20 protein-coding genes and 1 pseudogene are annotated in these 21,016 nt (G+C 70.5%); 13 read left to right on the top strand and 8 right to left on the bottom strand.

Annotation, left to right across the window (positions count from 1 at the left end; translation table 11 throughout):
* Positions 1-17: 17 nt before the first annotated feature.
* Genes QFZ21_RS07560 through QFZ21_RS07535 form a run of 6 tightly spaced genes read left to right on the top strand, consistent with a single transcriptional unit; the run spans position 18 to position 7,446 of the window.
* Positions 18-1,187, top strand: a complete 1,170-nt coding sequence (locus QFZ21_RS07560; protein WP_307376209.1) for an ADP-ribosylglycohydrolase family protein — start codon at positions 18-20, stop codon at positions 1,185-1,187.
* Complete coding sequence (locus QFZ21_RS07555; protein ID WP_307376206.1) at positions 1,184-2,548, top strand: ADP-ribosylglycohydrolase family protein; 1,365 nt, start codon at positions 1,184-1,186, stop codon at positions 2,546-2,548. Before QFZ21_RS07560 ends, QFZ21_RS07555 begins: the two co-directional genes overlap by 4 nt.
* A complete protein-coding gene (locus QFZ21_RS07550; RefSeq protein ID WP_307376204.1) occupies positions 2,545-3,492 on the top strand; it encodes a ribokinase in 948 nt (315 codons plus the stop codon). The genes QFZ21_RS07555 and QFZ21_RS07550 overlap by 4 nt, the downstream gene beginning before the upstream one ends.
* A complete protein-coding gene (locus tag QFZ21_RS07545; RefSeq protein WP_307376201.1) occupies positions 3,489-5,423 on the top strand; it encodes an SUMF1/EgtB/PvdO family nonheme iron enzyme in 1,935 nt (644 codons plus the stop codon). The genes QFZ21_RS07550 and QFZ21_RS07545 overlap by 4 nt, the downstream gene beginning before the upstream one ends.
* Positions 5,420-6,607 (top strand): CaiB/BaiF CoA-transferase family protein, encoded by a 1,188-nt coding sequence (locus QFZ21_RS07540; RefSeq protein WP_307376199.1) that lies wholly within the window; start codon positions 5,420-5,422, stop codon positions 6,605-6,607. Before QFZ21_RS07545 ends, QFZ21_RS07540 begins: the two co-directional genes overlap by 4 nt.
* The gene (locus QFZ21_RS07535; protein ID WP_307376196.1) at positions 6,604-7,446 is read left to right on the top strand and encodes a CoA ester lyase; all 843 of its coding nucleotides are present in this window, start codon (positions 6,604-6,606) and stop codon (positions 7,444-7,446) included. Before QFZ21_RS07540 ends, QFZ21_RS07535 begins: the two co-directional genes overlap by 4 nt.
* A gap of 23 nt (positions 7,447-7,469) precedes the next feature.
* Here QFZ21_RS07535 and QFZ21_RS07530 read toward each other — a convergent pair whose 3' ends face one another.
* Entirely contained in the window at positions 7,470-7,910 is a 441-nt protein-coding gene (locus QFZ21_RS07530) for a MarR family winged helix-turn-helix transcriptional regulator (RefSeq protein ID WP_307376192.1), read from the bottom strand.
* A 92-nt stretch (positions 7,911-8,002) separates the two neighbouring features.
* Here QFZ21_RS07530 and QFZ21_RS07525 point away from each other — a divergent pair, with 92 nt between their 5' ends.
* Positions 8,003-8,887, top strand: coding sequence for an alpha/beta fold hydrolase (locus QFZ21_RS07525; protein WP_307376189.1), 885 nt, complete (start codon positions 8,003-8,005; stop codon positions 8,885-8,887).
* Between the two features lie 37 nt (positions 8,888-8,924).
* Here the strand turns inward: QFZ21_RS07525 and arr are convergent, their stop codons facing one another.
* Positions 8,925-9,329: an NAD(+)--rifampin ADP-ribosyltransferase gene (gene arr, locus QFZ21_RS07520; protein WP_307376187.1), complete on the bottom strand. Its 405-nt coding sequence runs from the start codon at positions 9,327-9,329 to the stop codon at positions 8,925-8,927.
* Between the two features lie 59 nt (positions 9,330-9,388).
* On the opposite strand from arr, the gene QFZ21_RS07515 reads away from it, so the two are divergent.
* Together QFZ21_RS07515 and QFZ21_RS07510 are read left to right on the top strand one after the other, a co-directional pair.
* Positions 9,389-10,534 (top strand): Gfo/Idh/MocA family protein, encoded by a 1,146-nt coding sequence (locus tag QFZ21_RS07515; protein WP_307376184.1) that lies wholly within the window; start codon positions 9,389-9,391, stop codon positions 10,532-10,534.
* On the top strand, positions 10,531-11,019 hold the full coding sequence (locus tag QFZ21_RS07510) for an HIT family protein (RefSeq protein WP_307376181.1): 489 nt from the start codon (positions 10,531-10,533) through the stop codon (positions 11,017-11,019). Before QFZ21_RS07515 ends, QFZ21_RS07510 begins: the two co-directional genes overlap by 4 nt.
* A gap of 99 nt (positions 11,020-11,118) precedes the next feature.
* Here the strand turns inward: QFZ21_RS07510 and QFZ21_RS07505 are convergent, their stop codons facing one another.
* A complete protein-coding gene (locus tag QFZ21_RS07505) occupies positions 11,119-12,138 on the bottom strand; it encodes a zinc-dependent alcohol dehydrogenase family protein (RefSeq protein WP_307376179.1) in 1,020 nt (339 codons plus the stop codon).
* Positions 12,139-12,252: 114 nt separating this feature from the next.
* Here QFZ21_RS07505 and QFZ21_RS07500 point away from each other — a divergent pair.
* Positions 12,253-13,166: pseudogene (locus QFZ21_RS07500) on the top strand (helix-turn-helix transcriptional regulator).
* Here the strand turns inward: QFZ21_RS07500 and QFZ21_RS07495 are convergent.
* On the bottom strand, positions 13,139-13,924 hold the full coding sequence (locus QFZ21_RS07495) for a DNA/RNA non-specific endonuclease (protein ID WP_307376176.1): 786 nt from the start codon (positions 13,922-13,924) through the stop codon (positions 13,139-13,141). The pseudogene QFZ21_RS07500 and the gene QFZ21_RS07495 sit on opposite strands and share 28 nt — an antisense overlap.
* Positions 13,925-14,034: 110 nt before the next feature.
* Between QFZ21_RS07495 and QFZ21_RS07490 the strand changes: the two genes are divergently transcribed.
* The gene (locus tag QFZ21_RS07490) at positions 14,035-15,519 is read left to right on the top strand and encodes a hypothetical protein (protein WP_307376173.1); all 1,485 of its coding nucleotides are present in this window, start codon (positions 14,035-14,037) and stop codon (positions 15,517-15,519) included.
* A 24-nt stretch (positions 15,520-15,543) separates the two neighbouring features.
* Here the strand turns inward: QFZ21_RS07490 and QFZ21_RS07485 are convergent, their stop codons facing one another.
* The 4 genes from QFZ21_RS07485 to QFZ21_RS07470 are packed head-to-tail and all read right to left on the bottom strand — an operon-like array spanning position 15,544 to position 19,583.
* Positions 15,544-16,593 (bottom strand): ABC transporter ATP-binding protein, encoded by a 1,050-nt coding sequence (locus tag QFZ21_RS07485; RefSeq protein ID WP_307376170.1) that lies wholly within the window; start codon positions 16,591-16,593, stop codon positions 15,544-15,546.
* Positions 16,590-17,468 carry an ABC transporter permease gene (locus QFZ21_RS07480; RefSeq protein WP_307376167.1) on the bottom strand — a complete coding sequence of 293 codons (879 nt, stop codon included), beginning with the start codon at positions 17,466-17,468 and terminating at the stop codon, positions 16,590-16,592. Before QFZ21_RS07480 ends, QFZ21_RS07485 begins: the two co-directional genes overlap by 4 nt.
* 4 nt (positions 17,469-17,472) lie before the next feature.
* On the bottom strand, positions 17,473-18,348 hold the full coding sequence (locus QFZ21_RS07475; RefSeq protein ID WP_307376165.1) for an ABC transporter permease: 876 nt from the start codon (positions 18,346-18,348) through the stop codon (positions 17,473-17,475).
* A complete protein-coding gene (locus tag QFZ21_RS07470) occupies positions 18,345-19,583 on the bottom strand; it encodes an ABC transporter substrate-binding protein (protein ID WP_307376162.1) in 1,239 nt (412 codons plus the stop codon). Before QFZ21_RS07470 ends, QFZ21_RS07475 begins: the two co-directional genes overlap by 4 nt.
* A gap of 74 nt (positions 19,584-19,657) precedes the next feature.
* On the opposite strand from QFZ21_RS07470, the gene QFZ21_RS07465 reads away from it, so the two are divergent.
* Both QFZ21_RS07465 and QFZ21_RS07460 read left to right on the top strand, forming a co-directional pair.
* Entirely contained in the window at positions 19,658-20,377 is a 720-nt protein-coding gene (locus tag QFZ21_RS07465) for a TVP38/TMEM64 family protein (RefSeq protein ID WP_307376159.1), read from the top strand.
* Complete coding sequence (locus tag QFZ21_RS07460; protein ID WP_307376156.1) at positions 20,370-21,011, top strand: CDP-alcohol phosphatidyltransferase family protein; 642 nt, start codon at positions 20,370-20,372, stop codon at positions 21,009-21,011. The genes QFZ21_RS07465 and QFZ21_RS07460 overlap by 8 nt, the downstream gene beginning before the upstream one ends.
* Positions 21,012-21,016: the final 5 nt, after the last annotated feature.

The following is a 21,016-nucleotide window of genomic DNA, read 5'->3' as shown; positions in this document are numbered from 1 at the left end:
GGCAAGAAGGAGTGGGAATGTTCGTGTTGCAGGACCGAGTGGCCGGGGTGCTCGCCGGCGCCGCCGTGGGAGACGCGCTGGGAGGCGCGACCGAGGGGTGGACGCCCGAGCAGATCGAAGAACGCCACGGCGGTCGCGTCGAGGGCATCGTCGGTCCCTTCCTCGCCGACTGGAAGACCGCGCGCCCGATCGCGCCGTACCACAAGGGCGACGGACACGTCACGGACGACACCCTCATGACGCACGCGCTGATCGAGGTGTACGCCAAGCGGCGTCGGCACCTCGACGCGTACGACGTGGCCACGGACCTCGTCCCGCTCATGATCGGCGAACGTCGCTGGATCCCCGAGCTGGAAGACGACGCCCTCATCCTGCAGCGCGTGTTCCTCGCCGAGAAGTGGATCGTGGCGAAGCTGCACTACGGCCACGCCGACCCCCGCGAGGCCGGTGTCGGCAACATCGTCAACTGCGGCGCGACCATGTACATGGCTCCTGTCGGGCTTGTGCACATCGGCGACCCGCGCGGCGCCTACGCCGAGGCGATCGACATCGCCGGTGCGCACCAGTCGTCCTACGGTCGCGAGGCGGCGGGCGTGTTCGCCGCGGCTGTGGCGGCATCCGCTGCCCCCGGAGCGACCGTCGCCGACGTGCGCGACGCTGTGCTCGACGTGGCACACGACGGGACTGCCGCCGCCATCCGCGCGGTGTTCGACGCGGTCGACGCGTTCACCGCCGCCGGTGGATCGGACGACCCTCGCGACCTGGCCCGCGTGGTGCGCGCCGCGGTCGCGCCGTTCGACACCGTGGGCGAGCAGTACCGCGCTCCCGCGATGGACGCCCGGCTGCCCTCGCGCACCAAGTCGATCGAAGAGCTTCCCGCCGCGCTCGGCTTCGTCGTCGGGCGAGACGGCGACCTGCGCGCCGCGGTGTTGGACGCCGTGAACTACGGCCGCGACTCCGACTCGATCGCGACGATGGCCGGCGCGATCTGCGGGGGTCTGCACGGTGCGGATGCTGTGCCCAGCGAGTGGGTGTCGGGTGTCACGACCGCCAGCAGGCTCGACCTCGACGGCGTCGTGACCGCGATGACCGAGGTGGTGCAGGACATCGCCCGGGTCGACGCCGATCGCGCGTCGCAGCGGGCAACTGCCCTCGCCGGGCTGCTCGGTCAGGACGACGCCGCGTGAGACTGACCTGGGCACAGCCGGAGGACCTCGTCCCCGCCGAGTTCGCGGCCCTGCGCGAGCAGGGCGTCGCGGAAGACGCGCTCGCCCCGATCGAGCAGCGATGGGCGGATGCCGGGGGCTCGACGCAGCTCGCCCCCTCCGGTGCGAGCGCCGACGCGGCCTCGCCGGAGCTGCGTGCGCTGGCGAGGATCGTGCTCGACGAGCTCGCGGTCCTGCAGGTGCCGAGCGCCGAGGAACCCGACGAGTGGGACGACATCGTCGCTCTCCTTCCGCCGGAGGCACACGCTTGGCAGGCCGCGGGGCTCGATCGGATCCACGGCGCCTGGCTCGGCCGGGCCGCCGGATGCCTGCTGGGCAAGCCGGTCGAGAAGATCCCGCGCGAGGGCATCGAGGAGATCGCCCGCGCGACCGGCAACTGGCCGATCCAGCGATACTTCACCGCCGTCGGCCTGCCCGCCGAAGTGAACGAGCGCTGGCCCTGGAACCGCCGGTCGGCGCCGACCTCCCTGCTTGAGAACATCGACGGGATGCCGGAAGACGACGACCTGAACTTCCCGATCCTCGCGCTCGACCTCCTCGAGACGCACGGCGCGGACCTGACCACCGATGATGTCGCTCAGGCCTGGCTGGGGGCGCTCCCGGCGGGTCGAGTCTTCACCGCGGAGCGCGCGGCGTACCGGAACATCCTCGACGCGCGGCCGGTGCCCGAGACCGCCACGCACCTCAATCCGTTCCGGGAATGGATCGGTGCTCTGATCCGCGCCGACGTGCACGGCTGGGCCCACCCGGGCGACGTGCGAGCCGCCGCGGCCTCCGCCTGGACAGACGCGCGCCTGAGCCATACCCGCAACGGCATATACGGCGAGATGTGGGCGGCCGCCCTCTGCTCCTCGTCGATCGTGGCGACCTCGATCGACGAGGTGCTCGATGCCGCCGACACGGTCGTGCCCCCGGCATCCCGTCTCGCCGCGGCCGTCGCGCTCGGTCGCGAGGTCGGACGCGCGCTCGCGGCGGATTCGCTGACCGTCGACACCGCACTTGACCGGCTACATGCCGCGTTCCCCGGAATGCACTGGGTGCACACGCTCAACAACGCCGCCCTCACCGCCTGCGCGCTGCAGGCCTACGGCGACGACTTCGCATCCGCCGTCGCGCTCGCGGTGGCCGGCGGCTGGGACACCGACTCGGTCGGGGCGACCGTCGGATCCGTAGTGGGCGGACTGCTCGGGTCCGACGGCATCGGCGAGGCATGGACCGCGCCGCTGCAGGACCGCATCGCCACGTCGATGCCCGGCGGCTCGGAGCGGTCGATTCGCGAACTGGCCGAGCGCACGCTGCGACTGTCGGAGGTGACGTCATGAGTGGCGTCACGAGCGACGTCGTCATCGTCGGCAGCATCAACCAGGACATCGTCGCGCAGGTCGAGCGCATCCCCGCTCCGGGCGAGACGGTGCTCGCGTCGACGCTGCTGCGGACCGGCGGTGGCAAGGGTGCGAACCAGGCCGTCGCCGCGCGCCGCGCCGGGGGAGCGTCGGTGGCGTTCGTCGGGGCGGTCGGAACGGATGCCGACGGCGACGCACTCCGCAGCGCTCTCGTCGCCGACGGCATCGACGTCTCCGGGCTCTCGCAACTGGACGGACCGACCGGCACGGCGCTGATCTCCGTGGACGCGGCTGCCGAGAACGCCATCGTGGTCGTGCCGGGCGCGAACGCGGCGCTCACCGCGCTCACCGACGCGCAGCGCACCGCGGTCGCCGGCGCGCGAGTGCTCCTCACGCAGCTCGAGATCCCGGTCTCGCTGGTGCAGGATGCCGCGGCCGCCCGCCCCGCCGCGGCATGGCACCTGCTGAATGCGGCGCCGTCGGCGCCCTTCGTCGCCGAGGGAGAAGCGCTCCTCCCCGCGATCGACGTGCTGATCGTCAACGAGCACGAGGCGCTCGATATCGCCGGAGTCGCCGACCTGGATGCGGCCGTCGATGCACTCGCGGCCCGGGTGAAGGCACTCGTCGTCACGCTCGGCCGACGCGGGTCGCTCGTCGTGTGCGGCGGCGACCGCGCGACGGTCGCATCGTTCGCGGCCGACGCCGTCGACACGACCGGAGCCGGCGACACGTTCTGCGGCATGTTCGCCGCCTCGCTCGCGGCATCCGGACGCACCCCGGACAGGGTCGACGTCGAGCTCCTCGCCGAGGCGGCGCGCGCCGGAGCCGCCGCCGCCGCGCTCGCCGTCACCCGGCCGGGCGCCCAGGCCGCCGTGCCCTCCCAGGCCGAGGTCACGGCATTGATCGGAAGGACACCGGAATGAGCGGCGGTTTCGACCCCCTCCACCCGCGCGAACTCGACCTCCCGACGGTGGTTCCGCTCGACGCCGACGTCTCGGACGGCGACGCGGCGCTCCTCCTCGACGACGCCAAGATCTTCGCCGCGCCGACCGACCCGACCGACGTCGAGCAGTGGCGTGCGCAGCTCACCGCGTGGCGAGAGGGTGCCCTGACGCGCCACGGCGCACCCACCCGTTATGACGAGCCCGCGTCGGCCTGGGCCAGCCGGTGCTTCACCGTCGCGCAGGTGTGGTTGTGGGATGAGCTCTTCTTCGACTTCGACGCGCAGCGTTTCACCCCGGAGCGCCTCCTGGCCGACGCCCGCGAGCGCTTCGGCGGGCTCGACGGCGTGGTGCTCTGGCACGCCTACCCCGTGATCGGCATCGACGACCGGAACCAGTGGGACTTCTACGACGTGCCCGGCCTCGCCGAGGTCGCGGCCGAGCTGCGTGCCGCAGGGGTCGCCGTCTTCCTCGACTACAACCCCTGGGACACCGGAACCCGCCGTGCGGGCGACGACAAAGACGAGCTCGCCACGACCGTGCGCCGTCTCGGTGCCGACGGGGTGTTCCTCGACACGCTCAAGAAGGCCGACCCCGAACTGGTCGCGGCCCTCGACGAGGCGCGACCCGGCATCGGCCTCGAGGGCGAGTCGAAGCTCGCCACTGAGCGGATCGCTGACCACACCCTGTCGTGGGCGCAATGGTTCGCCGACTCCGAGACGCCCGGCGTGCTGCGCGCGCGCTGGTTCGAACGCCGGCACATGCAGCACCACATCCGGCGCTGGCATCGCGATCACGCGGCCGAGCTGCGCTCCGCCTGGCTCAACGGCGTGGGTGTGATGGTGTGGGAGGTCGTCTTCGGGGCCTGGGTCGGCTGGAATGAGCGGGATGCCGCGACCCTGCGGCGGATGCTACCCGTGCAGCGGGCCTTCCACCGCTGGCTCGTCGACGGGGAGTGGACGCCGCTCGCCGTGCACGACGGTGCCCTCGTCGGATCGACGTTCGACCTCGACGGCGTCACGCTGCTCCTGCTGGCCAACACCTCGGACGACGACATCTCGTTCCGTCCCGAGGGCGACGGGTGGGAGACGTTGCATGCCGGGGGAGCAGGTGACGAGATCTCCGTGCCGGCCGGCGGAATCATCGCCGCCGTCCGCGTCGCGGATGGTGCCGAGACTCCCCCCGAGATCGCCGAGGCACAGGCGGCGCTGATCGATGAGGCCGTCGTACGCGACGCATCCTTCCCGCATCGCCGGGCCCCGCGCCTTGCGCCGCGCGCCTGGGCCGGGCCGGTGGATCCGGCCGCACCGGCATCCGACTCCGTCACCGTCCCCGCGGGGGACCACACGGTCACCGTGCGGTTCCGCATGCGCGAGACCGGGATGTACGACGGCGCCCCGTACGTCGACGAGTGGAAGCCGCTGCCGCCGCGTCTGCACGATCAGCGCACGCTCGAACGCTCCGTGACGCTCGCCGCACCGGTGCAGGTGGACGCAGCCGAGGTGAGCGAGGCGGAGTACGCCCGCTTCCTCGAGGCCATCGGCGAGGAGGTCACGGCGCGCGACCCGGAGCGCCCGGCGACGAACGTGACGTTCGCCCGGGCTCGCGAGTATGCGGCGTGGGCGGGAGGCCGCCTGCCGTCGGAGGACGAGTGGCAGCTCGCCGCCACGCAGCCCGGCTTCACCCGCCGCACCCCCGAGGTCTGGAACTGGACGGAGTCGGAGCACTCCGACGGCCGCACCCGGTTCGTCATGCTCAAGGGCGGCAGCGCACACCGCAGCGAGGGGTCCGACTGGTACTTCGACGGGGGAGTGAAGCCCGCGGAGTTCAGCGCCAAGCTGCTGCTGCCCGGCCTCGGCCAGGATGCCTCGCCGTCGATCGGGTTCCGCATGTGCCGGGAGGGCACCGCATGAGCGCACTGGACGGGCTGAAGGTCGTCGACGCCTCGACGCTGTTCGCGGGACCGATGGCCGCGATGCACCTGGGTGACATGGGTGCCGAGGTCGTCAAGGTCGAGCATCCGATCCGTCCCGACCCGGCCCGCGGACACGGTCCGAGCAAGGACGGTCAGAACCTCTGGTGGAAGACGCTCGGGCGCAACAAGCGCACTGTGGCGATCGATCTGCACACCGACGGCGGGCGCGAGGCGTTCCTGCGTCTCGCGCGCACGGCCGATGTCGTGATCGAGAACTTCCGGCCGGGCACGCTCGAGCGCTGGGGGCTCGACTACGCCGCGCTGTCGGCGGAGAACCCCGGGCTGATCCTCGCTCGGCTGACCGGATTCGGACAGATCGGGCCGTACAAGCGCCGTCCGGGCTTCGGCACCCTCGCCGAGGCGATGAGCGGCTTCGCGTCGTCGACGGGGGAGCCCGACGGGCCGCCCACCCTCCCGCCGTTCGGTCTCGCCGACGGGATCGCCTCGCTGGCGACGGCCTATGCGATCATGGTCGCCCTCCACGCGCGCGACCGCGACGGCGCGGGCCAGGAGGTCGATGTCGCGATCATCGAGCCGATCCTCGCCATGCTCGGTCCGCAGATCACCCGCTGGGACCAGCTCGGCACCGTGCAGCCGCGAACAGGCAACCGGTCGGTCAACAACGCGCCGCGGAACGCGTATCGCACGGCGGACGGATCCTGGGTCGCGGTCTCGACGAGCGCCCAGTCGATCGCCGAGCGGGTCGTCGCCCTGGTCGGTCGTCCAGAACTCGCCGATGAACCGTGGTTCGCCACCGGTGCGGGCCGCGCCGAGCACGCCGACCTCCTGGACGACGCGGTCGGCGGATGGATCGGCCGGCACTCGCGCGACGAGGTCGTCGCTGCGTTCGAGGAGGCCCAGGCCGCCGTCGCGCCGATCTACGACCCGTCCGACATCGTGGCCGATCCGCAGTTCAACGCGCTCGGCACCATCCACCGCATCCACGATGCCGACCTCGGCGACATGGCGATGCAGGGTCCGCTCTTCCGCCTGTCGCGGGATGATGCGACGATCGCCTTCACGGGCCGCGCGCATGGCGCGGACACCGATGCGGTGCTCGCCGACCTCGGTTACACCGCCGACGAGGTCGCCGCGCTGCGCGAAGACGGGAGCATCGCATGAGCCGGCCGATCATCGTCGCCCTCTACGCACCCGCCGACCGGCCCGAGCGCTTCGAGAAGGCGCTGGATGCCGGAGCGGATGCCGTCATCGTCGACCTCGAAGACGCCGTGACGGCGTCGCGGAAGGATGCTGCGCGGGAGGCGCTGGGGGAGTTCGCCGCTCTGTGGTCGGAGCGCAGCGACAGCGCACCGGCCGTGCAGGTGCGGGTCAACGCCCCTGGTTCGTCCTGGCACGACGCTGATCTGGCTGCCGTCGCCGCCCTGCCTGCCGCGTTCGGCGTGCGGCTGCCGAAGACGCAGTCGGCCGACGATGTCGCCGCCGTTTGCGCGGTCGTTCCCGGTCGGGAGGTGCACGCGCTCCTCGAGTCGGCCCTGTCGATCGAGCGCGCCTTCGAGATCGCGTCGTCCGGTGTCGCCGCGATCTCCACGGGCGAGGCTGATCTGCGTGCCGAGCTGGGCGTGCCGGCAGGCTCCGCCGGGGAGGCGGGTCTGACGTGGTCGCGCAGCCGCATCGTCAACGCCGCGGCCGCCGCCGGACTGCCGGCGCCGCTGATGGCCGTGCATGCCGACGTCGCCGACCTGGACGGACTCGAGGCGAGCTGCCGCGCCGGTCGCGCGCTCGGATTCGGGGGTCGTACCGCCGTGCATCCGCGTCAGATCGCCGTGATCCGTCGGGCCTTCACGCCGGATGCCGCGGAGATCGCCCGGGCGCAGAGCATCGTCGACCGCGTGCGCTCGGCCGCCGCTGATGGCTCCGGTGCCTTTCTGCTCGACGACGGCACGTTCATCGACGTGGCGATGGTGCGGGCAGCGGAACGGATCCTCGCCTCAGCAGGCTGACCCGATTCCGCTCGCGGGCGGGTTCAGGGCCGTTCGTCATTCGAGGGCAGCAGCCGCCCCAGCGCGGACTCCGCTCGCTCGACCTCCGCGACTCCGATGGTGTCTGCCCATCGGTCGCGGAGCCGGTCGAAGGCTGCGGCGCCGAGAGACGTCATCTCGTCGCCGCGCTCCGTGACGACCAGGCGCTTCCGGCGCGCATCGGAGGAGTCGCTCTCGCGTCGGACGTAGCCGAGTTGCTCGAGGGTCACGATCGTCTTGGCGGCCGCCTGTTTCGAGACGCCGAGTGCCCGTCCGAGTGAAGAGGCGTCGATGGCACCGCCGTTGACGGCGACGAGCGCGAACTCCAGGGTGGCTGTCACTCCCGGGTGGCCGCGGGTCGCCAGATCCTCGACGACCTCCGCCACCATCGCGTCGAAGGAACGCGTCAACAGAGATGCGAGTCGTGCGCCGGGCGATGTCTCCACGCTCACGATTCTACGGAGTGGGAATCAGGCAGACAACCTTGTTGTCTATCGTGTAGAATAAGACAATAAGGTTGTCTAGTTGAGGAGTCCACATGAACGCCATCCACCCTGGGGCGACGATCCCCGAAGTCCAGCACCACTTCGCCGACATCGACGGCACCCGGCTGCACTACGTCTCCGCTGGAGACACAGGTTCGCCGATTCTGCTCGTCCATGGGTTCCCGGAATCCTGGTGGGCCTTCCACCAGCTGATCCCGCTGCTCGCGCCGAACCATCGCGTGTACGCCGTCGACCTCCGGGGCTTCGGCGACTCCGCGATCGCCGACGACGACCACGACAGCACCATCGCCGCGGATGATCTGCACCACCTCATCCGGCACCTCGACGTCGGTCCGATCCACCTCGCCGGTCAGGACATCGCGGGTGGCATGCTCTACCGGTTGGCGACGGAACACCCCGAGGATCTCGCCAGCCTCGTCGCCATCGAGATGGGCCTGGCCGGATTCGGTCTGGAGGGCTTCGCCGACGTCACGAACGGGGGCTCCTGGCACATCGGAGCGCTGGCCGCACCGGGTATCGCCGAGATGCTCTTCACCGGGCGCGAGTCGGAACTCCTCGGCGACTGGGCATTCCCCGCGATGACGGCGGTGCCGGGATCGATCACAGAGGACGATGTCGCGGAGTTCGCCCGCGGCTACGCCCGCGTCGGCGGCTGGAGGGGCGCGAGCGGCATCTACCGATCCATCCTCAGCGAGGGCGACGACTTCCGTGCCCGCGCGAGCCGGCATCCGCTCTCGATTCCCGCGCTCGCCGTCGGAGGTTTCGGGGGAGGGTTCACCGAGATGACACTCGGCAACATCGTCGATGGGAAGGTCGAGTCGATCGTGCTCGACGGTGTCGGGCACTACGTCGCGCTGGAGGCGCCTGCAGAACTCGCGCAGGCGATCCTGGTCTTCCTCGACGGCGTCGACGGATGATCCGGGGACGGCGGGAGCGCGTTGCCGCCGTCCCGTATCAGTTGATGATCTCGCCCTCGTGGCGGATCGTGGCCAGTCGCTCGCGCCAGATCTGCAGCGCCTCGGGCGACAGCCGTGTCCAATCGAGGACCTCGTCGACGATCCGCACCGGCTCGGTGCTGCGGAAGGACCGAGTCGGGTTGCCGGGGAACTTCTTGTCGGTCACATTCGGGTCGTTCTCGAACGCGCCGGTCGGCTCGACAAGGTAGACCCGGGGCTCGCCGGCACCGGCGGCGAGCTCGGCCGCGAGACCCGCGCCGTCGCGCAGGGCCGTGAAGTAGATGTGGTTCATCACGATCTCGGGGCGGTAGTTCGACCGGAATCCCGCGGTCAGGAGATCGCCGTTCTGCAGGTCGGCCTTGGTGCCGTGGTAGAACGGCCCGTCATCCAGCGTCTCGCTCATCCCGTCATAGTAGGTGGCGGCCGTGTCGCGCGGCAGGCGCAGGCGATAGAACTGGACGTATGACTGCGAAGATCACCGTCGCCCTCGTCGGTCTCGGTTTCGGTGCCGAGTTCGTCCCGATCTACCGAGACCATCCGGATGTCGCGGCGCTCGCCATCTGCGACGCCGACCCTGAGGTGCTGGCGGCGGTCGGCGACGAGTTCGGGATCGCCGACAGGTATACGAGCCTCGACGAGGTGCTCGCGCAGGAGCACATCGATGCGGTGCACCTGGTCACCGCGCTTCCGCATCACGGACGCGAGAGCATCGCCGTGCTGAGCGCCGGCAAGCACTGCGCCAGCACGGTGCCGATGGCTCTGACGATCGACGAGATGCGCGAGATCGTGCGGCTTCAGACCGCGACCGGCAAGAACTACATGATGATGGAGACCGCGGTCTACACGCGCGAGTTCCTGCACTGCCGCGCGCTGTTCGACCAGGGGAGCTTCGGCACGGTCACCTTCGCGAAGGGCTCGCACTATCAGGACATGGAGGGCTGGCCGGCGTACTGGCGCGGACTCCCGCCGCACTTCTACATGACGCACGCGATCGCCCCGGTGCTGAGTCTGCTCGGCACGCGGGCGACCTCCGTGCGCTGCCTCGGGTCCGGGCGTCTGCCCGACGATCGCGCGACGGCCTACGGCAACCCGTTCCCCGCCGAGACGGCGATCTTCGAGCTCGAGGGATCGGATGCCGCGGTCGAGGTCTCGCGCACCCTGTTCCAGGCGACCCGCTCCTACTCCGAGGCCTTCGCCGTCTACGGGGAGCGCTACGGGTTCGAATGGCCGCAGATCGAGGGCGAGCCGCCGGTGCACTTCCTCCGCGCGACGGATGCCGGAGATGACGCGCGTGGCGACGGCATCGAGGCGCGCCGTATCGAGGCCCCCGATCGAGGCGACCTGCTCCCCGCGGAGATCGCCGGCTACACCGGATCCAGCGTCTTCGCCGACGGCAGCCACGCCTCCTTCGTGCAGGGCGGCGGGCACGGCGGTTCGCACCCCCACCTGGTGCACGAGTTCGTGCGCAGCATCGTCGAGGAGCGGCTGCCCGCGATCGATGCCGTGACGGCAGCGAACTGGACGGCTCCCGGAGTGATCGCGCACGAGTCCGCGCTGCAGGGCGGGGTGCCGCTGCCGATCCCGTCATTCGAGGGAGTTGAGGGTTGACCGGTGCAGGCCAGGATGCGAGAGCCTGGTGGTCGGATGAGGAATGGGCGACGCTCACGAACGAGAGCGACTGCGGCATGTGCGCCGACGCTCACCTGGACGAGAACCCGCACAGCATCCTCGTCGGTTCGACGGCCACGACGCACACGCGTCTCGCGCGCAATCAGGCGCACCCCGGCTACAGCCTGGTGATCCTGCGGGAACACGTCACCGACCTGGTCGAGCTGGAGCCGGCGACGCTGGAGGCGTTCTGGAGCGACGTGCAGCGCGCCGGACGCGCGATCACGGCCGTGTTCGCGCCACGCAAGATCGACTACCTGGTGATGGGGCATCGGATGCCGCACCTGCACTGCCACCTGCTGCCACAGCATCCGGACGACGATCCCCTGCGGAACGGGGACATCTCCGACGGTCCGATCTTCCCGTCGGCTGAAGCGCTCGCGAGGGATGCGCAGGCGCTGTGGAAGGCGTGGGGAAGGGGCTGACTAGAGCTCGCCGAGCTCTGCGAGAAAGGCTCGCGCGCCGACGGCGGCGTCAGCGCGAAGCTGGTCCTCAGGCGAAGAATCGCCGGTGTCGATCATCGTTCAGACGGTGAGCAGCACCTTGGTGGCGCGGCGCTCATCCATGGCCTTGTAACCTTCGGCGGCATCCTCCAAAGGCAGGGTGAGGTCGAAGACCACGCCCGGGTCGATCTCCCGGTCCCAGATGAGCTGGATGAGCTCGGGGAGGAAACGGCGAACCGGGGCCGGTCCGCCGTGCAGGTGCACGCCCGAGAAGAACAGCTCGTTACCGGGCAGCTCCACGTCGTGTGAAACGCCGACATAACCGATGTGGCCGCCGGGACGGGTGGAGCGGATCGCCTGCATCATCGACTCCTGAGTTCCGACCGCCTCGATCACCGAGTGCGCGCCGAGTCCGTTCGTCAGCTCCTTGATCTTCTCGACTCCGGCGTCGCCGCGCTCCTCGACGATGTCGGTGGCGCCGAACTTCCGCGCCAGCTCCTGGCGGTCGGCGTGCCGGCTCATCGCGATGATGCGGTCGGCACCCAGCTGCGACGCGGCGAGGATGCCGAGGAGCCCGACGGCTCCGTCACCCACGACGGCGACGGTCTTGCCGGGGCCGACCTCGGCAGCGACGGCGGCGAACCAGCCTGTGCCGAGAACATCGGAGGCGGCGAGCAGCGACGGGATGAGGTCAGCGTCGGGCTGACCGGGTGTCGCGACGAGCGTGCCGTCGGCGTGGGGAATGAGCGCGTACTCGGCCTGGGTGCCGATGCCTCCCATCGAGACGACGTGCACGCAGCGCGACTGGTAGCCGGCCTGGCAGATCTCACAGGTGTTGTCCGACGCCATGAACGAGCCGACGACGAAATCGCCGACCTTCACGTTCTTCACGTCCGAACCGATCTCCTCGACGACGCCGACGTACTCGTGGCCCATGGGCGTCGCGTCGACGCTGTCCGCGCCGCGGTACGGCCACAGGTCCGACCCGCAGATGCAGGTCGCAGCGACCTTGATGACGGCATCCGTCGAGCGGGTGATGGTCGGCTTGTCGCGCTCTTCGACGCGAACGTCGCCGGGGCCGTGCATGATGACTCCACGCATGTGGGTGTTCTCCTTCTGATGAGCGGTTCATCTCCAGTCTGAAGATGAACGCGCGGCGGTGGGAGGGGCTGGTGGTACCTCCCTTTCGTCGCTACGGGGGCGTAGCGTCGGAGCATGGACACCCGCAGCGAGGCGCGCGAGTTCCTCTCCACGAGGCGCGCACGGCTCACTCCCGACCAGGCAGGACTCCCCGCGTTCGGCGGCAACCGCCGTGTGCCGGGGCTCCGCCGAGAAGAGGTGTCGCTGCTCGCCGGCGTCAGCGTCGACTACTACACCCGCCTCGAGCGCGGCGACCTCTCCGGCGTCTCCGACAGCGTTCTCGACTCCCTCGCCCGGGCCCTTCAGCTCGACGACGCCGAGACCGCGCACCTGTTCGATCTCGCCCGCACGGCGAACGCCTCGCCCGTCGCACGGAAGCCCCGGAAGAAGGCGGAGGCGATCCGCCCCAGCATCCAACGCCTGCTCGACGCGATGACCGGGGCTCCGGCGCTGGTGCGGAACAGCTCCTTCGACTATCTCGGCGCGAACGCCCTCTCGGCAAGGCGCTGTATTCGCCGCACTTCGCCGATCCCTCGCCGAACAGCGCCCGTTTCGCGTTTCTGAATCCTGCGGCGCACGAGTTCTACCCCGACTGGGATCGGGTCACCCGCGAACTCGTCGCGGCGATGCGCGGCGAGGCGGGCCGCAATCCGTTCGACCGCCGCTTCAGCGATCTGGTCGGCGAGCTCTCGACACGCAGCGATCGGTTCCGCACGCTGTGGGCCGCGCACGATGTGCGGTATCACCGCAGCGGAGTGAAGAGGCTGCGGCATCCGATCGTCGGAGAGATCGAACTGGTGTACGAGTCGTTCGAGCTGCCGGCCGATGCCGGGCTGCAGATGTCGACGTACACGGCCGAGCCCGGCACGCCCTCCGAGGACAAGCTGAAGATGCTCGCCAGCTGGGTCGCGACGGAGGACTCCGTGAAGCCGACGTCAGCCGAAGCCCGGGAACGCTCCGCTCAGAGCACCACGTCGGACGGCAACTGAAGCGCGCGCCAGCCCTCGGCCCGCACCTTCTCGTCGCGCAGCACATCGGCTCCCGTCAACGGACCGAGACCGACGCCGGTGATCGCGGCGATGTCGGCGATCGGCACCTGGAACGTGCGGAAGGCGCCGAGCGGCGGGCTCGCGAGCAGTCCGTCGCGGGTGTGCACGAGCTCGGTCTGGTCCAGCAGGAAGCCAGCGGACGCGAGTCCGTTCGGCCCCTGCCAGGCCGCGACCTTCCAGAATCGCAAGGGGATGCGGATGCCGCGGTACGGCGGATCGTCGTCGTCCAGTACCGGCGCGGTGAAGACGCTCAGGCGCTGGTCGGTGGTCTCGGCGTAGGCCAGCACATGGTCTTCGAGCCCGAGCCAGAGCTCCTTGGACTGATTGAAGCCGGCGGCCTGAGGGGCGGCGTTCGGGTAGAAGAACGTCGCCTCCATGGCCGCGCGCGCGTCGTCGGCATCGCCCCAGCCCGGGTCGCGCCGGCGCACCAGGTGCCCGCGATCGAGGTCGTTTCGCGCGTAGACCGCTGGGCCGGTCTGCTCGTCGGCGTCGATCCGCGGGTCGAGGCGCCATTCGCCCTCTCGCGCGAGGTCGCGGACCAGTGCACCGTCGATGTTGACCGCCGTGACCCGCGCCAGCCGCCGCTCCCGGTCGAGCAGCACGGAGAACCGCGGATAGTCGAGCCGCACGGCATCGAACACCGGCTCGGGCATCGCCACCGCCGTGCTGAGGAACTCGGAATCGTAGCCATCGGTCATGCCCCCATCGTGCCCGAGAGGTGCGACAATCGGAGGCAATCCGAGTCGCTCTCCGCGCCGAACAACTTCTGCGTCGCTGGACGGCGGACGCCACGCGGCGGAAGGAAGTCATGGGACTCGCAACGACGCTCAAGCGGATCGAACTCGAGACGCGCCCGATCCACCCTGAGACGCGGCGCGCGCTCGACCTGCGCTGGGCGGAGCTGCCCGAGCACGCGAAGACGCCGAACCAGCTGCTCGGCCGCTGCGCCGTGGGATGCGAGGGCACGCACGGCGTGTTCCCCAAGTGCGATCTCACGTGCTCGCCCTGCTATCACTCGGCGGACGCGAACAAGGTGCGAATCGACGGTGATCACACCGTCGAGAACGTCGCGCGTCAGATGTCGTTCCTGCAGAAGGTTCGTGGTCCGCGGGCCCACGCGCAGCTGATCGGCGGTGAGGTGAGCCTGCTGTCAGCGGAGGATCACGCCCAATCCCTGCTCGCCATGCGGGCTGTCGGCCGGGAACCGATGTCGATGACCCATGGCGACTTCGGCTATGACTATCTCCTCGATCTGGTGCTCGACGAGAACGGCAAGCCCCGGTTCGACAAGGTCTCGTTCGCCGCGCACTTCGACTCGCTCATGCGGGGCCGCCGCGGTGCCGTGCGCCCACACAGCGAAGCCGAGCTCAATCCCTTCCGCGAGAAGTTCACGCAGATGTTCGTCGACCTCAAGCGCGACCACGGTGTGAGTAGCTACCTCGCACACAACATGACGGTCACACCGTCGAACGTCGACGAGGTCGAACAGGTCGCGCGAGACGTGCTCGAGATGCCCTTCGACATGATGTCGTTCCAGCCTGCCGCGTTCATCGGAGATGACCGCCGCTGGCGCGAGGACTTCGGGGAGGTCACGATCGACGCGGTGTGGGAGCGCATCGAGAAGGGCGCGGGGCACAAGCTCCCCTGGCAGGCCACGCAGTTCGGCGATCCTCGCTGCAACCGCTCCACGGTCGGCGTGCGCGTCGGAGCAGGCTTCGCGGCTCTGCTCGACCCCGACGATCCGAAGGACATCGCCGCCCGCGACCGCTTCCTCGACCACTTCGGCGGCATGATCTTCGGCGGCATCCCGAAGCGGACCCTGGTGGTGAAGGTCGTGCGAGCGATCGCCGCCCACCCCGGCGACATCGCGCCGCTGATCGGACTGGCTCGTCGCGTGCTGCGGCGAGCGGGCGGCCTGCGCCGCGTCGTGCGGGAGGCACGGCGCGGCAAGCTGTCGTTCAAGACCTTCGTCGTGCACAACTTCATGGATGCCGCGCAGGTCGATCCGGCCTGGAAGCTGATGGAGCAGGGCATCGTCGCCGACGATCCGCTCCTCAAGGAGACGCAGGAGAGGCTCGGATCCTGCATGTATGCGATGGCGCACCCGGACGACGACCGTCTGGTGCCCGCGTGCGTGCAGCACTCGGTGCTCGATCCGATCGAGAACATCGAGCTGCGCCGGCTGCTCCCGCTCCCGTCCGTCCGCGACGGGGCTCAGCCGCAGGTGGTCTCTCGTCCGTCCGGCCTCACCGCCGTGCGCGAGACCGGGTCGGCCCGCACCGGGACCCGCTGATCCGCGTCGGTCGTCGCGGGCCGCTCAGCGCGTGACGACCTGCACGGCCTGCACCGGCAGGACGAGCTCCACGCGGTCACCGACCCGGCGTCGCTGCGTCGGAGGAGCCTCGGCGTGCACGAGGGCATCTCCGCAGCGGACGACGATCTCAGAGCGGGCGCCGGCCACCTTCACCGATTCCACGACACCTGAGATCGCGGATGCCGGCGCCGCGCCGTTGCCGTCGTCGAGCACGGCGACGTCCTCCTGACGGATGACCAGGATGCCGCGCCCCTCAGGCGTCTCGGACGGTACGGCCACGGCGCCGAGCGCACTGTGATGGCTGCCGCCGCGCACCTCGCCCGGAATCTCGTTGCGGCCACCCATCAGCTGCGCGGCGCGGAGATTCTGCGGACGGCGGTACGCGTCGAGCACGGTGCCCTCGTGCAGCAGCACACCGTGCTCGAGGAGTGCGATGCGATCGGACGCCCGTGCCGCTTCGTCGCGGTCGTGCGTGACCAGCACGATCGTGGGGGAGACCGTCGCACGCACCGCTTCGAGCAGATCGTGCATGTCGCTGCGGAGCGCGGGGTCGAGGGCGCTGAACGGCTCGTCGAGCAGCAGCACCGCCGGTTCCGCGGCGAGGGCACGGGCGATCGCCACCCGCTGCTCCTGCCCGCCGGACAGCTCTCCGACGCGACGATCACCGAACCCCTGCAGCTGCACCATGTCGAGGTACTCACCCGCCCTGGTCCGGGCTGCTCCACGACTCATGCCCGAGACGCGGTCGGAGAATGCGACGTTGTCGAGCACCGAGAGATGGGGGAACAGCAGGGAGCGCTGGAAGACCATCCCCACCCCGCGGCGTTCCGCTGCGACGCCCGCGACATCGGTCCCGCCGATGCGCACTGCGCCGGCATCCGGCTTTTCCAAGCCGGCGATGATCCGCAGCAGGGTGCTCTTGCCCGAACCGCTGGGACCGAGCACTGCGGTGCAGGTGCCGGCGGCCACCGTGAGCGAGAACCTGTGCAGCGCCGGCGTCGGCGAGCCGGGGAATCTCTTGTCGAGTCCGTCGAGGACGAGGTCGGCGCTCACGCGGATGCTCCTGAGGTCGGGGAGAGGCTGGCGGGCGATGGAGGCGCAGCAGGGCTAAGCCGTCCAGAGGGGGAGCGGCCGGGCCCGCGCAGCGCCAGCACCGCGACGAGCAGCAGCACCGGCGGGATGACCGCGCCGAGCGACATGACGGCGACCGCAGCGTCGTTGCCGAGTCCGGCGGCGGCTCCCGCGACGATGAGGGGAAGAGTGACGAGTTCGCCGCCGCCGACGATCACGGTCACGATGTAGTCGCTCCAGGCGACGAGGAAGGCCAGGAACGCCGCTCGCGCGAGTGCAGGCGCGATCATCGGCAGGTGCACTCGACGAAGCACCTGCGCCGAGCCTGCACCGAGCAGTCGCGCCTCCTCCTCGTACGACAGGTCATAGGCGCCATACGCCGCGCGCATCACGAAGGCCGTGTACGGGAGCGCCATCACCACCAGCACGACGACGACTCCGACGACAGGAGGGATGTACGCGCGCAGCAGGAGCACGTTGACGCCGAGCACCGCGGCGAACGGGGGCAGGGCTATGGGGGCGAGCAGCAGCGCCGAGACCGTGCGGGGGAAGGGGACGGCGCCGAACGTCAGCGCGCGAGCGGCGAGCGCTCCGAGCGGCGTGGCGATGGCGGCGACGACGAGTCCCAGCAGCACGGATCGACCGAACCCGGGAAGGAGTCCGAAGCCCACGGCATCCTCGACGCCCTCGAATCCCCAGTCGGTGGGCAGGGGCGACGGGTACGACCATCCGTCCGCGAAAGACCACAGCACCAGAGGCAGGAACGGGAGGGCGAACCACACCACCAGGAGGGCGGTGAGGGCGAGGCGGATGACGCGACCGGGGCCGCGCGGCGTCGTCAGGGTACTCGGGCTCACCGCGTCACCTCCACACCGCGGTGCGCCGCAGCGCCGCGAACGCGCCGGCCACGACAGCGAGAGCGATCGCGCAGGTGACGAGGGCGACCGCGGCCGCTTCGGGACGCGAGGCGAGCGAGACGCCCTGGAACAGCCGCACGGCGAGCACCGGCAGCGGCTCGGGGTAGGTACGACCGAGCAGCCAGGAGACCTCGTAGGAACCGAGGGCGTAGACGAAGCTGATCGCGGCGCAGACGACGATGGTCGGCGCGGTCAGCGGCAGCAGCACGTGACGGAACCGGCTCCACCGGCCGGCGCCGAGCAGCGCGGCCGTCTCGTCGTAGGTGGCGATCCGGGTGGCGAGCGTGCCGGTCACGACCAGCGCGACGAACGCCGACTCCTTCCAGGCGAACTCCGCGATCGCCGCACCCCACAGCGGACCGCCCACCCACGGCGCCCATGACTCGGGCGGGATGCCGAGCAGCCGGGGGAGCACACCGGCGTCGGACAGCAGCAGTCCGATGGTCGCCGCGCCCACAAGGTGCGGCACGGTCACGGTCGTCGCGCCGAGGGCCGCGATCAGGCGGCTGCCTGCCCGCCCGGAGACAATGACCACCGCAGCTGCCGTCCCGACCACCACCGCGATCAGGGTCGACACCGCCGCGACGCCGAGCGACACTCCGGTGGCGGCGGCAAGATCGTCGGGGTGGGCGAGGAACGCGTCGACGCCGGGGGTCGCGGGGCCGGCGATCGGCATGAGGCCGAACGCCTGCAGCAGAGTCGCCCCGATGCCGCCACCCACGACGAACAGCGTCACCACCACGGCCGGCAGCACCAGCAGCGCGCCGCGGAAGCGCTCGCGAGCGCTCCCTCGACGGCGCGCGACCGGCGCGAAGCTCATCGGTCGAGCACGCCCGTGCGCCAGCCGTCGTCGAGGGCGGGAACCCACTCGGCTGCGAGCTCTCCGTGCGCGTTCTCCGACAGCACTTCGTATCCGGGCACGACCGGCGACTCCGGAAGGGCATCGAACAGTGCGCGATCGGCATCCGACAGTCCCTCGATGTCGAGCACGGTGAACTGGCCCCACACGTCGGGCTCCGCCTTCGCCACCTGCTGCTCGACGGAGAGCGCGACGTTCGCGACCACCATGGCCCCGGCGATCGAGTCGGAGTTGGCCGGCAGGCCGAGGAAGCTCGCGTTGCCGACCGTACCGTCCTCGAGGGAGAGCACGGTGGTGCCGGGCGGGTAGGTGCCGTCGGCGACGAGATCCGTCAGGGTCGCGGGACCGTAGGTCATGGTGATGTCGATCTGCCGGTCGGCGAAGAGCTGACCGAGCTCGGCCTCGTTCGCCGGGTAGGTGTCGCCGCCGCGCCACAGGCTGGGCGCGAGCTCGTTCAGCCGGTCGTAGAGCGCCGGGCTGAGTTCGTCGAACGCGTCGTCCGAGTATTGCGCCGGCACGTCGTCCGCACCGCCGGAGACGCTCGCCAGCACCTCGCGCACGAACACCGATCCGGTGAAGTCCGGCGGAGCGGGGTAGGTGAAGCGGCCGGGGTTGGCCTCGGCCCAGTCGAGCACGCCGGCGAGTGTCGTGGGCGGGTCGGGGATCGCCTCGGCGTTGTAGGCGAGCGTGAACTGCGCCTTGTGCCAGGGCGCCTCGCACCCGTCGACGGGCGTGCCGAAGTCGGACTGCAGCAGCGGGTCGTCGGGGTCGGTGGCGTCCATGGACGGCAGCAGGTCGGTCCAGCCGCATAGCCATGCATCGGCTTCCTTGCCGGTGCGGAAGTTGTCGCCGTTGACCCAGATCAGGTCGACGGTGCCGTCGGACCGGCCGGCCTGGATCTCGGTGAAGATGCGGTTCAGCGCATCGCCGGTGTCGGTCACGGGCACGCGCTCGAGCGTCACGCCGTACTCCGCGACGGCGGGAGCGAGGACGTCGTCGACGTAGGCGTTGCCCTGATCGTCGCCGCCGTACATCCAGAGCTGCACGGTCTGGCCCTCGGCATCGGCGAGGACGCTGTCCCAGTCGTCGTAGGTGGTCTCCTCACCCGCGTCGGGCGCTGCACACGCGGCGAGGGCGATCAGCGGCACGGTCAGTGCAAGAGCGGCGAGCCGGCGGCGGCGTCCGGTGCTGTTCATGTGTTCCTCGTTTCGGAATCGTCGACCGGGCTGCGTCGCTCCGGGCTAGGGTATTGGAAGTCGGAGGGGATGCTGTGGATGCAGGCGATTCGCGTGTCAGCGCCACCTCCTCGAAGCGGCGGGCCGTCGTCCGACTGCTGCTTCTCCTTCTGTTCGTCGCCCTCGTCGGAACGGTTGGATTTTTCCTCGCACCGACCGATCTGCAGGCCGTGCGAGAGTGGGCGGCCGGGTTCGGACCCGCGGGCGCAGTCGTCTTCGTGCTGGGGTATGCCGCTCTCACTCTGACTCCCGTGCCCAAAAACCTCCTCACCATCGCGGCCGGGCTCGTCTGGGGCTTCTGGCTCGCGTTGGCACTCGTCTACGTGGGTGCGCTTCTCGGAGCGGCGGCGTCGTTCGTGATCGGACGGATGCTGGGCCGGGAGGCCGTCGAACGTCTTACGGGGGCGCGGGTCGCCCGCCTCGATGCCGCGCTCGCCCACCGCGGATTCCTCGCGGTGCTCGGCGCCCGGCTCGTCCCGATCATCCCATTCACGCTGATCAACTACGGATCCGGTCTGACGGCGGTCAGGCCGCGCGCCTACGCGCTCGGTACGGCCCTCGGCATCCTGCCCGGCTCTGCGGCGTATGTCGCGCTCGGCGCCTTCGGTCTGGAGCTGGGGCCGCCGTTCTGGGTGGCGGTCGCGGTGCTCGGTGTCCTCATCCTCGGCGGTGTCGTGGCGGCGACCGTCCTTCGGCGCCGGAGCGGCGTTCGTTCTGCTAACGCGCAGGACGTCGAGGGCGACGACGATGCTTGACCGCTCTCTCCGGGCCGTCCTCGCCCGCCCGCTCGAGGCGACGGCGGCGGTGCTCGACCGCCCCGGCATCACACCCGATCGGCTGACGGTGCTCGGGCTCGTGCTCGGGGTCGCCTCCGCTGTCACCGCTGGCCTGCAGCTGTGGTGGGTCGCGCTCGCGTTGTGGCTGATCTCGCGCATCGCCGACGGACTCGACGGCACCCTCGCGCGGCGACGGCGTCGGTTGGCCGCATCACAGGGAAGCGAGTCGGATGCCTCGGAGGCAGGTGGCTTCCTCGACATCGTGGCCGACTTCGTCGTGTACGGCGCCACGGTGGTCGGGGTGGCCGTCGGTGCGACCGCGCAGTTCGATGCCCCGTGGTGGCCCTTCCTTCTCGTGCTCTTCGTCTACTACGTGAACGGGACCGCGTTCCTCGCGTTCTCCTCGATCGCCGAACGCACCGGGCGCACGCTCGACGATGGGCGGTCGCTGTCGTTCCTCGGTCGCATCGCCGAGGGCACGGAGACGATCGTCGTGCATGCGCTGTGGCTGATCCTGCCGTTCTGGGCCTGGCAGATCGCGCTCGTCTGGACGCTCTTCGTCGCGGTCAGCGCCGTGCAGCGCATCGTCGTCGGCTACCGCAGCCTGCGCTGAGCAGG

The sequence above is a fragment of the Microbacterium sp. W4I20 genome (assembly GCF_030816505.1).
GTDB lineage: Bacteria > Actinomycetota > Actinomycetes > Actinomycetales > Microbacteriaceae > Microbacterium.
The sequence above is the reverse complement of the archived record's forward strand: the minus strand, read 5'-3'. Positions and strand labels throughout refer to the sequence as shown.